Below are 14,563 nucleotides of genomic sequence, written 5' to 3'. Positions count from 1 at the left end.
GTCACGGGGTGGGCCCGGAACCGTGCCCCGGTTCCGGGCCCACCTCTTTTTACGCGCCGCCCCTCAAGCCGCTCGTCGCTTGTTCCTCGCCGCCCGCTCCTTGCCGCTACCGCACCCGCCCGGCCGGCTCTCCGGTACGGGACTCCTCCGGTACGGACCCGGCCCGGCCCGGACCCCGCGCTCCCCGGCGCAGCCGCAGCCGCATCCACACCCCGTACAGCAGCAACCCGGCCGCCAGCCCGGCACCCGCGCCGAAACAGGCCGTCGGGATGATGTCGAGCGGGGTATCGACCCGGCCGAAGTGGGCGTACCAGCGGACGCACCGGTGCACCACGCCGGCCAGCACGCACAGAGTCAGCAGCCCGAGCGCACCCCACCGTTCCCGGCGGCCGAGCACCGGCACCTCGGCGGGCGCGGGGGCCGGTGCGGTGCGGCGCAGCCCGGTGGCGGCGAACCAGCCGATGACCACGAGGGCCAGGGCCGAACTCCCGTACTGGACGATCTGGAACACCGGGTGGCCGCCGACGCTGCGGCTGAGCACCGGCACCAGCTCCGTCCCCCACCGGCTGTGGTGGGTGAACGCGTCCCACACCACATGGGTGGCCGCCCCCAGCGCGCCGGAGACGGCGAACCACAGCCAGCCGGACGGCCCGAAGGAGGCGCGCGTCCACCGCTGCCCCCGGACGAAGGCGTGCACCCGGCCCCGTACCCGTACCGGCAACAGCGCCACCAGCGGCTCCCGCAGCAGCGCCCACACCGCCACCAGCACCGCGGCGATGGCCACGTTCACCGTGACCACCCCGAGGAAGGTGTGGGTGAACGAACCGAACTCCATCGCCCCGGGAACCACCGTGTCCGCGAAGTAGGTGATGTCGGGCGCGAACGAACCGGCGACGAGAGCCGAGGGGAACAGCGGCCACCGGGCCGTCCCGTTCCGGCGGATCGCCGGGAGCACGGCGGCGGCATGACTGAGCGTGAACGGCATGGCGGCAAGTATGCGGGACCGTCAGGGCACCCTTCCGTGGCCGACCGGACAACGTGCGAATGAGAACGTGAGAAAACCGTAAGAAGCGGTCAGGGCTCGGTGTCCGGGCGACACGAGTTGCCGTAGGGTCGCTGGAGTCCTCGCGCTGGGGAGCGCGAGCAGCCTTCGAGGGGGAGGGACCGGAACGTATGGCAGCGCACATTCGCCGACGTCTGCGCAAGGGGGCCACGACCACCGCGGTGGCGGCGGCCGCCGTGGCGGCACTCGCGGCCTCGCAGGCGCCCGCGGCGACCCTGGCCGACGGATCCGCGGGCAGCGGTGACCCCAAGGCGGCGGGCGAGGACACCGCGAGCGCCGACAACGACGGCGCCGCGACCGGCAACTCGCCCTATTACACGGACCTTCCGCCCTTGGTCACGCCCGACAAGCCCGGATCCTCCAGTAATCTCCCGGCCACCGGCAGCGCGGAAGCGGGCATTCCGGCCTCGATCCTGGCCGCGTACAAGCAGGCCGAGCGGACCGTCGCGACCACCGACCCGAACTGCCGGCTGCCCTGGCAACTCCTCGCGGCGATCGGCAAGGTCGAGTCCGGCCAGGCCCGTGGCGGACGGGTCGACGCCGACGGCACGACCACCTCCCCGATCCTCGGCCCGGCCCTCAACGGCCAGGGCTTCGCGCTGATCAAGGACACCGACGGCGGGGCGTACGACGGCGACGCGGTCCACGACCGCGCGGTCGGCCCGATGCAGTTCATCCCCTCGACCTGGGCCTCCTGGGGCCAGGACGCCAACGGCGACGGCCGCAAGGACCCCAACAACATCTACGACGCGGCGCTCGCCGCCGGCCGCTACCTCTGCGCCAACGACCGCGATCTGGCCATCGCCGCCGACCTCGACAAGGCGGTGCTGAGCTACAACCGCTCCACGGAGTATCTGCGGACCGTCCGCTCCTGGTTCTCGTACTACCAGCGCGGTACGCACGAGATCCCCGACGGCACCGGAACGCTGCCCACCACCCCGAGCACCCCCTCCCCGAACCCGGGCCCGAGCACCGGCCCCAGCGCCACCCCGAGCCCGAAGCCCTCCCCGGGCAAGCCGGGCGGAAAGCCGAGCCCCGGCCCCTCGAAGCCCGGCGGCGGCTCCACCAGCCCGACGCCGAAGCCGCCCACCCCCAAGCCGACGCCGCCGGCCGAGACCTTCGGCTCCCTGGAGAACGCGGGCACCGGACCGCTGCGCGCCACCGCGGGCCAGGAGTTCGACGAGCGGGTCTCCGTCCGCGCCCGCAACGCCCTCGGCGCCCCGCTCGCCAAGGTCCCCGTCACCTTCACCGTCACCGGGAACACCGGCACGCTCTTCACCGGCGGCAAGAAGACCGTCACCGTGACGACCGGGGCCGACGGCACCGCCACCGCACCGGCGCTCCAGGCAGGCGAGAAGGCCGGGGAGTTCACGGTCACCGCCGTCGCCGGCGAGAGCAGGCCGCGCACCCTGACCTACGCGGCGACCGTCACCGCCCGCCAGGCCGACGCGATCGCCCGCACCGACGACAAGGAACTCGTCGCCGCGCCCGGCGAGAAGTTCGGATACGCCGTCACCGTCAAGGCCACCTACCAGGACGCCGCCGCGGCCGGAGTGGCCGTCACCGCCACGATGGTCAAGGACCCGCTGGGGCTCATCGAGAACGACAAGGGCCCGTACTTCAAGGACGCGGACGGCAAGCCGGTCCGCACCCTCAGCACCCTGACGACGGACGCCGACGGTGTGCTCCGGCTCCCGGAGATCTTCGCCGACGACACCGAGGGCACCTTCAAACTGCGCCTCACCACCGAGGGCGGTGCCTCGGTCGTCATCGAGCTCACCATCCAGGCCCCGGAGGAGACCGCGCCCGAGGAGACCGCCCCGCAGGAGCCGGCGCCGGGGAAGACGGAAACCCCCGAGGCCTGAGACCGCCGCACCGCACCGCTGCCGCACAGCCCCTCCACCACCCGGTGGAGGGGCTGTCCGCTCTGTTCTCATCTCGCGCCCCGGTTGCTACGGTGCCCCAGCCCTGACGGCCCATCAGGTCGCCGTCGTCGGACCACCGCCCCGGGAGGCCGAGCATGCGTGCCCTCGTCGCCGCCGCCATCGGACTGGCCGCCGCCCTCGCGCTCGTGTTCACCCTCTCCGCCGTCGGCTCACCGGCCGGGGAGACCTCGCCCGAACCCCTCCTGACCACCGTCCCGGGCCCGAAGAGATAGCCGCCGCAGAGGGAGAGGTCACCACCATGCGCCGCCGAGCCGGTCTCGTACTCCTGGCCTTCGCCGTGTTCTTCGCCGCCCTGTCACCGCTGCTGCGCTGGTACGCCTTCCCGCGCCTGGCGAAGGTCCCGCCGAGCCAGTACCAGGAAGTCGTTCTGGAGGCGTCCCCCGCGACCCTCCTCGACTACACCACCCTCAAGGCCAGGAAGGTCGACAAGGTCACCATCGTCCAGACGCTCAAGGGCAACGTCGAGGAGTCCGAGAAGATCGAACGCAGCGCCGGCCGCGACGTCGTCGTCTGGGACGCGCTCTCCTACATCCAGGGCCCCGACGGCAAGATGGTCTCCGAGATACCCGAGCGCTACATCTTCGACGCCCACACCCAGGCCCCCGTCAACGCCACCGGAGAGATGGTCGACGGCGACCCCGTCCGGCGCGAGGGCATCGAGTTCAAGTGGCCCTTCCTCACCGAGAAACGGGACTACGAGTACTTCGACGCCCAGAGCCGCACCACCGCCCCCATCCACTACCAGGGCACCCGCACCTTCCGCGGCCTGGAGGTCTACTACTTCGAGCAGACCATCCCGTGGACCGAGGTCCCGATGCCGAAGAAGATGCCCATCGCGGGCATCACCGCCGAGCAGATCGCGCAGACCGGCATGACCCGCTGGTACACCACCAAGCGCATGTTCTGGGTCGACCCGGTCACCGGAGCCCCCGTCAACGGCGAGGAGATCCACGAGGAAGAGCTGCGCGACGCCAAGAAGATGGGCATGTCCGAGGACACCGTCACCGCGTTCTCCGGCCATGTGAAGATGCGCGAGGACTACATCGTGGACACCGTCGACCTGGTGAAGTCCCAGCGCGTCCTGGTCCTCCTGCTCACCTCGTACCTGCCCTGGGGCTTCCTCGGCCTCGGCCTCGGACTGTTCGCGCTCGCCCTGTGGCTGGAGGCGCGCTCGCGCACATCACAGGGCCCTACGAGCGCTTGAGCCGGGCCGAGGTGAACCGCGTCGCCGGTACGGTCGCGGGGTCCTCCGGCCACGGATGCTTCGGGTAGCGGCCGCGCAGCTCCGCCCGTACGGCCTTGTAGCCGTCCCGCCAGAACGACGCCAGGTCCGCCGTCACGGCCGCGGGCCGCCCGGCGGGGGAGAGCAGATGGACCAGGACCGGCACCCCGGCCACCTGCGGCGTCTCGGCCAGCCCGAACAGCTCCTGGAGCTTCACCGCCAGCACCGGCTGCTCACCGCCGTACTCCACCCGGATCCGCGAACCGCTCGGCACCTCGATCCGCTCCGGCGCCAGCTCGTCCAGCCGGGCTCCCTCCCCGGTCGCCCACGGCAGCAGCCGCCGCAACGCCTGGCCCGCGTCGATCCGGCCCAGGTCCGGGCGGCGCCGCGCCCGCGACAGCTCCGGCTCCAGCCACGCCCCGGTCTCCGCGAGCAGCGCCTCGTCCGAGACGTCCGGCCACGGCGCCCCCAGCACCCGGTGCAGAAACGCCAGCCGCAGTCGCAGCTGCTCACTGTCCCGGGTCCACCGCAGCAACCCGAGCCCCTCCCGCCGCAACCCCTCCACCAGGGCACCGCGCACCAGCTCCGGATCGGGCTGCTTCAGCGGCCGTACCGCCAGCTCCACCGCCCCCAGCCGGTCCACCGACCGGGCCACCACCTCGCCGTCCACCCAGCGGACCTCCTCGCCCCGCACCCGCAGATGCCCGGCGGCCAGCAGCGCGGTGGACTCGTCGACCACCGCCGCCAGCCGGACCCGCGCCGAGGCCGCGTGGGAGGGCCGGTCCGCGACCGCCACCGCCAGCCAGGGCGCGCTGCGCAGCCGTGACCCGTCCCGCAGCTCCGCGCCCGTGCCCGACGCCATCAGGAAGGCCCCGTCGCCCCGGGCCCGCGCCACCCGCTCCGGAAACGCCAGCGCGGCGACGAGCCCCACGACGGCGTCATCCGTGCGGCCTTCGCCGGTGCCCGCCCCGCTCACCTGGGCCGAGAGCCGGCGCACCTCCTGCTTCCAGCGCGTCGCATACCCGTCCTGGCCCCGGCGGGCCATCCGCAGCGCCGCCGCCAGATCGTCCCCGTACTCCCTCGGCGGCTCCTCGCTCAGCAGGGCCACCACCTCCGCGGCCCGCCGCGCCCCGACCTCCCGCGCACCGTCCAGCAGGGCCCGCGCCAGCCGGGGGTGCAGCCCGAGCCGGGACATCCGTACGCCCCGCTCGGTCACCCGGCCCTCGCCGTCCACCGCGCCGATCGCCTCCAGCACCTGACGGGCCGCGCCCATCGCCCCGGCGGGCGGCGGGTCCAGCAGCGCGAGCGAGGAAGCGCCCGGATCGCCCCAGCACGCCGCCTGGAGCGCGAACGCGGCGAGGTCGGCGACCTTGATCTCCGGCGACGGGAAGCGCGCGAGCCGCCCGTCCTCGGCCAGGTCCCAGCACCGGTACACCGCCCCCGGAGCCTCCCGCCCCGCCCGCCCGGCACGCTGCCGGCCGGCCGCCTGGGAGGCCCGTACGGTCGTCAGGGCGCTCAGGCCCCGGGCATGGTCGGTACGGGGATCGCGCGCGAGACCCGAGTCGACGACGGTCCGCACACCCGGCACCGTCAGGGACGACTCCGCCACCGAGGTCGCCAGCACCACCCGCCGCCCCTCGGAAGAACCGGCCAGCACCGCGTCCTGCACGGCGGCCGGAGCCCGCCCGTGCACCTGCAGCACCTCCGCGTCCACCCCGGCGAGCTGCCCGGCCACCCGCGCGATCTCGCCGACCCCGGGCAGGAAACAGAGCACATCGCCCTCCCGCTCCGCCAGCGCCCGCCGCACGGTCGCCGCCACATGCGTCAGCAGCGCCGGATCGACCCTCATCCCGTGCGGCGGCTTCACCGGCCGCGCGGGCGGCGCCCAGACCACTTCCACCGGATACGAGACGCCCTCGGCCTCGACCACCGGGGCATCGCCCAGCAGCCGCGCCCACCCCTCCGCGTCCGTCGTCGCGGACGCCGCCACCAGCCGCAGATCGGGCCGGATCGCCTCCCGTACGTCCAGGAGGAACGCGGCCACCGTGTCCGCGTCCAGATGCCGCTCGTGGCACTCGTCGATGATCACCGCGTCCACCCCGGCCAGCTCCTGGTCCCGCTGGAGCCGCTGGAGCAGCACCCCCGTGGTCACCACCTCCACCACGGTCCCCGGGCCCACCACACGCTCGCCGCGCACCGTGAACCCGACCCGCTCGCCCGGCCGCTCGCCCAGCAGCCAGGCCATCCGCCGCGCCGCCGCCCGCGCGGCGATTCGGCGCGGCTCGGCGACCACGACCCGGCGCACCGGGCCCGGGCCGGTCAGCCCGGCCAGCACCAACGGCACCAGCGTCGTCTTGCCGGTGCCGGGCGGGGCGCACAGGACGGCGACGCCCCGGTCGTCGAGCGCACGCTCCAGGGCAGGCACGGCGGTGCGGACGGGGAGGCGGTCCAGGGCTTCGGTACGGATCACGCCCCCAGTGTCGTACGGGCGCATCGGGTACGGACGGTCGGTCCCGCCCGCACCCGCATGCCTCAGGCCCGCTCGCAGACGAAGATCGCCGTGCCCGGGATCAGATTGCCGCGCAGCGGGGACCAGCCGCCCCACTCCTGGTCGTTCCAGGCGGGCCATTCCGGTTCCACCAGATCGACCAGCCGGAAACCGCCCGCCACCACGTCCCGGACCCGGTCGCCCAGCGTGCGGTGGTGTTCCACATAGACGGCGTCGCCGTTCTCGTCCTGCTCCACATAGGGGACACGGTCGAAGTAGGAGGCGGCGACGGAAAGGCCCTCGGGGCCGGGCTCGTCCGGGAACGCCCAGCGGATCGGGTGCGTCACGGAGAACACCCAGCGCCCGCCGGGCCGCAGCACCCGGTGGACCTCACGGAAGACCTGGACGGGGTCGGCGACGAACGGCACCGCCCCGTACGCGGAGCAGGCCAGGTCGAAGGAGCCGTCCCGGAACGGGAGCCGGCCCGCGTCCGCCTCGACCAGCGGCAGGCCCTCGCCGATCCGCAGGGCGTGCTGGAGCTGGCGGTGCGAGAGGTCGAGCGCGACCGGGCGGGCGCCCTGGCCGGCCAGCCAGCGCGAACACTGGGCGGCCCCGGCCCCGATCTCCAGGACGTCGAGACCCTTGAGGGCGGAGGCGGGCCCCAGCAGCGCGGCCTCCGCCTCGTCCAGCCCTTCCGGACCCCAGACGAAACGGTCGTCCCCCAGGAAGCCGCCGTGGTCCGACTGGTACTCGTCGGCGTTCCGGTCCCACCAGCCGCGGCTGGCCCGGCTGCTCTCCGCGTCGTCCGCCGCGCGGCGGGTGGCCTCGGGCTCTGCGGACTCCTCGGGTACCGAGAGCCCCGGGCGTACCGGGTGTTCCGGGCGTTCGGAGGAGTAGGTTCCGTGGATCTCTTGGCTCATCGTGCCCGTCGTTGTAGTTTGCCTTCACCCGCCGCGCGCGGTACGTACCAGGGGGCGCACCCCGGAGGTACGGACGTGCGTCCGCGGCGCTGTGCCGTAGTGTTCTCGGCCCGATCTGGCCTCGGAGAACATGAGTTGTGCCGGGATTGGGGCGATGTGCCCCGGGTGTGCGCCTTCGCGCATTGACCCTGTCCGGCTGCCCCCGTATGCTACAAGTTGCGCTGCGAGCCTGCGCGCCTCAGACCTAGCAGGCCGCGCTCGCGTCTGTTGCATGTCCCCTCGGTTGTCGAGGCGTCTCTCCGGAAACGGATGGCGCTTTCCAGGCTGTCCGGCTTCTGCAGAGGCGATACGGGCTTTCGGCGTAGCAGTACCTACGACTCTCTGTCCGTACCGGAGCCCTTTCCCACATGACGAGCAGCACCGAGACCACCGCCACCACTCCGCAGGTTGCGGTCAACGACATCGGCGACGCGGACGCGTTCCTCGCGGCGATCGACGAGACGATCAAGTACTTCAACGACGGCGACATCGTTGATGGTGTCATCGTCAAGGTTGACCGGGACGAGGTTCTCCTCGACATCGGTTACAAGACCGAAGGTGTCATCCCGAGCCGCGAGCTCTCGATCAAGCACGACGTCGACCCGAACGAGGTCGTCAAGGTCGGCGACGAGATCGAGGCCCTGGTTCTCCAGAAGGAGGACAAGGAAGGCCGCCTGATCCTCTCGAAGAAGCGCGCTCAGTACGAGCGTGCCTGGGGCACCATCGAGAAGATCAAGGAAGAGGACGGCATCGTCACCGGTACCGTCATCGAGGTCGTCAAGGGTGGTCTCATCCTCGACATCGGCCTCCGTGGCTTCCTCCCGGCGTCGCTCGTCGAGATGCGTCGTGTCCGCGACCTCCAGCCCTACGTGGGCAAGGAGCTCGAGGCCAAGATCATCGAGCTGGACAAGAACCGCAACAACGTGGTCCTGTCCCGCCGTGCCTGGCTCGAGCAGACCCAGTCCGAGGTCCGCCAGACGTTCCTCACGACCCTGCAGAAGGGTCAGGTCCGCTCCGGCGTCGTCTCCTCGATCGTCAACTTCGGTGCCTTCGTGGACCTGGGTGGCGTCGACGGTCTCGTGCACGTCTCCGAGCTGTCCTGGAAGCACATCGACCACCCCTCCGAGGTTGTCGAGGTCGGCCAGGAAGTCACCGTCGAGGTCCTCGACGTCGACATGGACCGCGAGCGCGTCTCCCTGTCGCTCAAGGCGACGCAGGAAGACCCGTGGCAGCAGTTCGCCCGGACGCACCAGATCGGTCAGGTCGTCCCGGGTAAGGTCACCAAGCTCGTTCCCTTCGGTGCGTTCGTGCGCGTCGACGAGGGCATCGAGGGTCTGGTCCACATCTCCGAGCTGGCCGAGCGCCACGTGGAGATCCCGGAGCAGGTCGTCCAGGTCAACGACGAGATCTTCGTCAAGGTCATCGACATCGACCTCGAGCGCCGCCGCATCAGCCTCTCGCTGAAGCAGGCCAACGAGTCCTTCGGTGGCGACCCGGCCTCGGTCGAGTTCGACCCGACGCTGTACGGCATGGCCGCGTCGTACGACGACCAGGGCAACTACATCTACCCCGAGGGCTTCGACCCCGAGACCAACGACTGGCTCGAGGGCTTCGAGGCGCAGCGCGAGGTCTGGGAGACCCAGTACGCCGAGGCGCAGCAGCGCTTCGAGCAGCACCAGGCCCAGGTCATCAAGTCCCGCGAGGCCGACGAGGCCGCTGCGGCCGAGGGCGCTGCCGCCCCGGCCGGCGCTGCTCCGGCCGCCTCCGGCGGCAGCGGTGGCGGCGGCGGTTCGTACTCCTCGGAGTCGGCGGACAACTCCGGCGCCCTGGCGTCGGACGAGGCCCTTGCCGCGCTGCGCGAGAAGCTCGCGGGCGGCCAGAGCTGACGCTCTGACCCCGGCGGCTCATCGGCTGCAGTAGCTGTAGAGCGTTGAGTGAGGCCCGTTCCCTTCGGGGGGCGGGCCTCACTCGCGTATCCGGACGCTCAGGGCGTGACGGCGATGTTGGTCAGCCCCTTGCCGCCGGTGACGGTGTTGTCGGCGTACACGGTGGTGCGGCAACTGGAGCTGTTGTTGGTGACGTTGATGGCGAGCTGCTTGTCGCCGGTGGCCCCGGTCAGGTTCGAGGAGTTGTTCCGGAAGACGGTGCCGCAGCCCCAGCCGCTCTGCTGGGTGTGCGTCTCGTAGCCGTTGTTGGTGGTGCGGGACCCCTTGTTGCCCTCGACCAGGACGTTGTTGCCCTTCACATCGACCCAGGAGTCGTCGTAGTTGGCGCCCGTCAGCCCGTGGCCGTCGAAGGTGTTGCCGATGATCCTCGCGCCGGTCGTGCCTTCCTTGATGTCGATGGACTCGCCGCCGACGTCCGGGCCGATGGTGTTGTTCAGGATCTGTACGTTGTCGCTGCGGTCGGAGAGATCGCCGGCCGAACCGACGTACACCCCCTCGCCCATGCCGCGCCCGTTCTGCCCGGTGTCGTGGATCCGGGAGTTCTTCAGGACGCCGTCCTTGCTGGACTTACGGAAGTGGACGCCCTCCATGTCGAGGTCGTGCACGGTCACCGAGTCGATCACGACCCCGTTCGCCGCGTCGGCCATGATGCCCTTCTGTCCGCCCTTGATCGTGACGCCCTGGACGGTCCAGTACGAGGCGCCGTTGAGGTGCAGCCCGTAGCCGCCGCCCGCCGTCAGGACCGCGCCGCTGGAGCCGGTGAGGGTGATCCGGGCCCCGGAGGTGCCCGGCCGGGTGGCCTTGAAGTTCCCGGTGTACGTGCCGTCGGCGAGCCGGATCGTGTCGCCGGGGGAGACGGTGGTGAGCGCCGCCTTGAGCTGGGCGGCGGTGCTCACATCGATGACCGCGGCGTTCGCGGGCCCGGCGCCGGCCAGGGTGAGACCGCCCGCGGCCAGGGCGGCGGCGAGCAGGACGGTGAGGGGGGAGCGGGTGCGCATGGGGGTGCCTTCCCGTCGGAGGGGTCCAGGATGTTCCTGTACATGAACATGGGACGTGTTTCTGAACGTGTTGCCCAGTGACGGTAGGGATGGCGGCGGGACGCGTCAAGGTCTGGACCAGGATCGGCGGGCGGCTGCCCGGCGCGGTGAAACGCTCACCCTGCGTGGGCGGCTGACGCGCCGTCATCCGCCGGTTCCGGGGAAAGGTCCGCCTGCGGGGAATGCTCGTGCCGCCGGTCGCGTTCTTTCCTAGGAACACGAGGAGGAGCGGTAACCGTGCCTGATCCGCAGAGTTTGTACGAATGGGAGCCGAAGGGCCTGGCCGTCGTCGACATGGCGCTGGCGCAGGAGTCGGCCGGCCTGGTCATGCTCTACCACTTCGACGGCTACATCGACGCGGGCGAGACCGGCGAGCAGATCGTCGACGGCCTGCTGGAGACGCTGCCGCACCAGGTCGTCGCGCGTTTCGACCACGACCGGCTCGTCGACTACCGCGCACGGCGCCCCCTGCTCACCTTCCGGCGCGACCGCTGGACGTCCTTCGAGGCCCCGACCCTGGAGGTCCGGGTGGTCCAGGACGCCACCGGAGCGCCCTTCCTGTTGCTGTCGGGCCCGGAGCCGGACGTGGAGTGGGAGCGGTTCGCCGCCGCCGTCGAGCAGATCGTCGAGCGCCTCGGCGTCCGGCTCGCGGTGAACTTCCACGGCATCCCGATGGGCGTCCCGCACACCCGCCCCGTCGGCATCACCCCGCACGGCAACCGCACCGACCTGATGCCCGGCCACCGCAGCCCCTTCGACGAGGCCCAGGTGCCCGGATCCGCCGAGGCCCTCGTCGAGTACCGGCTGATGGAGTCCGGCCATGACGTCCTCGGCGTCGCCACCCACGTACCGCACTACGTCGCCCGGTCCTCCTACCCGGACGCGGCGCTGACCGCGCTGGAGGCCATCACGGCCGCGACCGGTCTGGTGCTGCCCGCCCTCGCGCACTCCCTGCGCACCGAGGCGCACCGCACCCAGACCGAGATCGACCGGCAGATCGGCCAGGGCGACGAGGAGCTCGTCTCCCTCGTCGAGGGCCTTGAGCACCAGTACGACGCCGTCGCCGGCTCCGAGACGCGCGGCAACCTCGTCGCCGAGCCGGTCGATCTGCCGTCCGCCGACGAGATCGGCCGCGAGTTCGAGCGCTTCCTCGCCGAGCGGGAGGGCGAGGGCTGAGCGCCCGGAACCGGCCCGTAGGCTGCGGCCCATGCTGAAAGTGGGCCTGACCGGCGGCATCGGAGCCGGCAAGAGCGAAGTGTCGCGGATGCTCGTCGCGTACGGAGCCGTCCTGATCGACTCCGACCGGATCGCCCGTGAGGTGGTCGAGCCCGGGACGCCCGGACTCGCGGCCGTCGTCGAGGAGTTCGGGCCGGGCGTCCTGACCGCCGAAGGCGCCCTGGACCGCCCGGCGCTGGGCGCGCTCGTCTTCGCCGACGACGAACGGCGGGCCGCGCTCAACGCGATCGTGCACCCCTTGGTCGGCGCCCGCGCCGCCGAGCTGGAACGCGCGGCCCCCGAGGACGCCGTCGTCGTCCACGACGTGCCCCTCCTCACCGAGAACGGGCTCGCCCCCTTCTACGACCTGGTCGTGGTCGTCGACGCCTCCGCCGAGACCCAGCTCCACCGGCTCGTGACGCTGCGCGGCATGACCGAGTCCGACGCCCGGGCCAGGATGGCCGCCCAGGCGACCCGCGAGGAGCGCCGGGCCGTGGCCGACCTGATCGTGGACAACGACGGGCCGCGCGAGGCGCTGGACGCGCAGGTCCGCGAGGTCTGGGAGGAGCTGGTCCGCAGGGCCTCCGCCGGCTGAGTCCGGGTACGCGTGCGCCCCGGCCGGAATACCGTGGCCGGGGCGGGCGTTGGACACGCGCGGGGAGGCGATGGCGGACCCGCGCGAGGAGAACGCGAGAAGAGGAAGGACGGACCGTGCCCGAGAGGAACCCGGAGACCGACGTCATCGACTTCCGCGCGGCCGAGCACCTGCTCGACGCCCGGGACCCCCGGGGCGCCGTCAAGCTCCTCGACTCGGTGATCGCCGCCCACCCGGAGAACACCGCCGCCCGGCTGCTGAGGGCCCGCGCCTTCTTCGCCGCCGCCCAACTGCGCCCCGCCGAGCTGGAGTTCGAGCTGGTGCTGGAGCGCGAGCCGGACAACGCGTTCGCCCACTTCGCGCTGGCCCGCACCTTCGAGCGGGCCGGCCGCCCCGAGCGCGCGACCCGGCACTTCCGCCTGGCAGCGGCGCTCGACCCGAAGCCGGAGTACCTGCGGGCCGCGAAGTTCGACGAGCGGGCCTGAACCGAGCGGGTCAGGGCCGAGCGGGCTTGAACCGAGCGGGTCAGGGCCGCCCGCCGTCGGCGCCGCCACCCGGCCTGCGCGGGCGGCCGTCTCCGTGGTCCGGTTCGTACGGCGGGACGTCACGGCCCGGCTGGTAGTGCGGCCCCTGGCGCATGCGGTACGTGATCACGCCGAGGTCCACCACCGCGAACAGCAGCACGACCGCGCAGGCCGCAGCCCAGCCGGGCCGCCCGTTCAGCGCGAAGGCCACGAGGCCGAAGAGCGCCCAGGCCATTCCCCACAGGCTCAGCCAGAGCCGCATCCGCAGCGGACTGCGGGCGGTCACGGGTTCACTGCCCGTACGCATGGCGATCACCTCACTCACCAGCATGGACCCACCCGGCGGCGGACGGAACAGCGGCGGGGCGGGGAACCGTGCCCGGCGACGGCTCGTTCGTCCGGCATGGGCGAATCACTGGTACGCGAGGGGTACGCGGGGACCGGTCCCGGAGCGATCACGCCGGACGGGTGCGCGGTGGAGCTGTACCGCCGGCTGGCCGTCGGCGAGGAGCCGGACGTGATCGCGGGCGTGGCCCCCGCCGGTGGGAGCATCCTGGAACTGGGCTGCGGGGCGGGCCGGGTGACGCACCCGCTCGTGCGGCGCGGCTTCGACGTGACGGCGGTGGACGAGTCGCCGGAGATGCTGGAGGAGATCGTCGGGGCGCGCACGGTGCGCAGCCCGATCGAGTCGCTGGACCTGGGCGACGAGCGGTTCGACGTGGTGCTGCTCGGGTCCTTCCTGGTCCACGCGGGCGAGCACCGGGTGCGCGACGGGATGCTGCGGGTCTGCCGGGCCCATGTGCGCGACGACGGGATCGTCCTCGTCCAGCGCGAGGGCGTGGCGCACCGCTCGGAGCTGCCGTGGGAGCGGACCGACCCGTCCGGCGGGCTGGTCCGGATCGTCTCCGCGGATCCGGTGGGCGACGGCGTGCGCTCGGTGCGCGCGGAGTATCACTTCGACGACGCGCGGTGGACGCAGACCTTCCTGTCGCGGGAGCTGTCCGACGAGGACCTCGCCGGGTATCTCGCGGCGGCCGGGCTGACGGTGGACCGCACCCTCACCGACGACGGCACCTGGCTGCTGGCCCGCCCCGCGCTCTGACCGGCCGTGGCGCTCCGCGGTGCGGGCGCTCCTCAGTGCACGAAGCTGTAGCTGCGCCACGGGCCGCTGCCCGGCGCCGTCACATCGCTGAACCTGGTCGGCACATAGGTCGTCCCGCCGCCCGTGCAGTTCCGCGTGCGGTAGAGGATCACGTCGACCAGCGTCCCGTTCTCCACCTCGTGGGCTCCCGCCGGGGCGATCCGGTGGCAGCCGCGTACCGACGGGCTGTTCACCTGCAGCACCGCTTCGCGCTCCGTCGTGTACGTCACCGGGCCCACGGCGGTGCGACCGAGCCCGGAGCAGCCCGTGGCGGCGAGAGCGAGGAGCGTGGCGCCGGCGGCGATCCCGAGGCGGCGTCGACGGTGAACGGTGGCGGTCACGGACATGGGCGGGTCCTCGTCTGCTCGTCCGGTGCTCGTCCGGCGATCGGTACGTCGGGAAGACGTGCTGGCGCTGGCCACCCTGC

At 72.4% G+C, this 14,563-nt stretch carries 14 protein-coding genes; 8 read left to right on the top strand and 6 right to left on the bottom strand.

Annotated features, from left to right (window positions below):
* Positions 1 to 106: 106 nt before the first annotated feature.
* Positions 107 to 985 carry a DUF4184 family protein gene (locus ACSMXR_RS07175; protein ID WP_473171454.1) on the bottom strand — a complete coding sequence of 293 codons (879 nt, stop codon included), beginning with the start codon at positions 983 to 985 and terminating at the stop codon, positions 107 to 109.
* A gap of 188 nt (positions 986 to 1,173) precedes the next feature.
* Here ACSMXR_RS07175 and ACSMXR_RS07170 point away from each other — a divergent pair, with 188 nt between their 5' ends.
* The 3 genes from ACSMXR_RS07170 (at position 1,174) to pgfA (ending at position 4,213) form a co-directional block, all read left to right on the top strand.
* Positions 1,174 to 2,928 carry a lytic transglycosylase domain-containing protein gene (locus tag ACSMXR_RS07170; protein WP_473171453.1) on the top strand — a complete coding sequence of 585 codons (1,755 nt, stop codon included), beginning with the start codon at positions 1,174 to 1,176 and terminating at the stop codon, positions 2,926 to 2,928.
* Between the two features lie 155 nt (positions 2,929 to 3,083).
* The gene (locus ACSMXR_RS07165) at positions 3,084 to 3,221 is read left to right on the top strand and encodes an SPW_0924 family protein (protein ID WP_103537614.1); all 138 of its coding nucleotides are present in this window, start codon (positions 3,084 to 3,086) and stop codon (positions 3,219 to 3,221) included.
* A gap of 26 nt (positions 3,222 to 3,247) precedes the next feature.
* Entirely contained in the window at positions 3,248 to 4,213 is a 966-nt protein-coding gene (pgfA, locus tag ACSMXR_RS07160) for a cell envelope lipid trafficking protein PgfA (protein ID WP_381907886.1), read from the top strand.
* Here pgfA and hrpB read toward each other — a convergent pair.
* A complete protein-coding gene (hrpB, locus tag ACSMXR_RS07155; RefSeq protein WP_473171452.1) occupies positions 4,200 to 6,701 on the bottom strand; it encodes an ATP-dependent helicase HrpB in 2,502 nt (833 codons plus the stop codon). The two genes, pgfA and hrpB, sit on opposite strands and share 14 nt — an antisense overlap.
* A gap of 62 nt (positions 6,702 to 6,763) precedes the next feature.
* Positions 6,764 to 7,639 (bottom strand): class I SAM-dependent methyltransferase, encoded by an 876-nt coding sequence (locus ACSMXR_RS07150; protein ID WP_473171451.1) that lies wholly within the window; start codon positions 7,637 to 7,639, stop codon positions 6,764 to 6,766.
* Between the two features lie 407 nt (positions 7,640 to 8,046).
* On the opposite strand from ACSMXR_RS07150, the gene rpsA reads away from it, so the two are divergent.
* On the top strand, positions 8,047 to 9,564 hold the full coding sequence (gene rpsA, locus ACSMXR_RS07145; RefSeq protein ID WP_003969826.1) for a 30S ribosomal protein S1: 1,518 nt from the start codon (positions 8,047 to 8,049) through the stop codon (positions 9,562 to 9,564).
* A 98-nt stretch (positions 9,565 to 9,662) separates the two neighbouring features.
* Here rpsA and ACSMXR_RS07140 read toward each other — a convergent pair whose 3' ends face one another.
* The gene (locus tag ACSMXR_RS07140; RefSeq protein WP_218527906.1) at positions 9,663 to 10,622 is read right to left on the bottom strand and encodes a right-handed parallel beta-helix repeat-containing protein; all 960 of its coding nucleotides are present in this window, start codon (positions 10,620 to 10,622) and stop codon (positions 9,663 to 9,665) included.
* A 276-nt stretch (positions 10,623 to 10,898) separates the two neighbouring features.
* Here ACSMXR_RS07140 and ACSMXR_RS07135 point away from each other — a divergent pair, with 276 nt between their 5' ends.
* From ACSMXR_RS07135 to ACSMXR_RS07125, 3 genes are all read left to right on the top strand, one after another.
* Positions 10,899 to 11,837 (top strand): PAC2 family protein, encoded by a 939-nt coding sequence (locus ACSMXR_RS07135; protein WP_030627562.1) that lies wholly within the window; start codon positions 10,899 to 10,901, stop codon positions 11,835 to 11,837.
* Positions 11,838 to 11,868: 31 nt separating this feature from the next.
* The gene (gene coaE, locus ACSMXR_RS07130) at positions 11,869 to 12,471 is read left to right on the top strand and encodes a dephospho-CoA kinase (RefSeq protein WP_218527907.1); all 603 of its coding nucleotides are present in this window, start codon (positions 11,869 to 11,871) and stop codon (positions 12,469 to 12,471) included.
* A gap of 116 nt (positions 12,472 to 12,587) precedes the next feature.
* Positions 12,588 to 12,956: a tetratricopeptide repeat protein gene (locus ACSMXR_RS07125; protein WP_103507705.1), complete on the top strand. Its 369-nt coding sequence runs from the start codon at positions 12,588 to 12,590 to the stop codon at positions 12,954 to 12,956.
* Between the two features lie 40 nt (positions 12,957 to 12,996).
* Here ACSMXR_RS07125 and ACSMXR_RS07120 read toward each other — a convergent pair whose 3' ends face one another.
* The gene (locus tag ACSMXR_RS07120) at positions 12,997 to 13,326 is read right to left on the bottom strand and encodes a DUF6343 family protein (RefSeq protein ID WP_137233796.1); all 330 of its coding nucleotides are present in this window, start codon (positions 13,324 to 13,326) and stop codon (positions 12,997 to 12,999) included.
* Between the two features lie 72 nt (positions 13,327 to 13,398).
* Between ACSMXR_RS07120 and ACSMXR_RS07115 the strand changes: the two genes are divergently transcribed.
* Positions 13,399 to 14,097, top strand: a complete 699-nt coding sequence (locus ACSMXR_RS07115; protein ID WP_473171450.1) for a class I SAM-dependent methyltransferase — start codon at positions 13,399 to 13,401, stop codon at positions 14,095 to 14,097.
* Between the two features lie 32 nt (positions 14,098 to 14,129).
* Here ACSMXR_RS07115 and ACSMXR_RS07110 read toward each other — a convergent pair whose 3' ends face one another.
* Positions 14,130 to 14,483: a hypothetical protein gene (locus tag ACSMXR_RS07110; RefSeq protein ID WP_030079569.1), complete on the bottom strand. Its 354-nt coding sequence runs from the start codon at positions 14,481 to 14,483 to the stop codon at positions 14,130 to 14,132.
* Between the last annotated feature and the right edge of the window lie 80 nt (positions 14,484 to 14,563).

The sequence above is a fragment of the Streptomyces sp. DSM 106670 genome, assembly GCF_055792845.1.
Note: the sequence above shows the minus strand (reverse complement) of the source record. Positions and strands in the feature narration are given on the sequence as shown.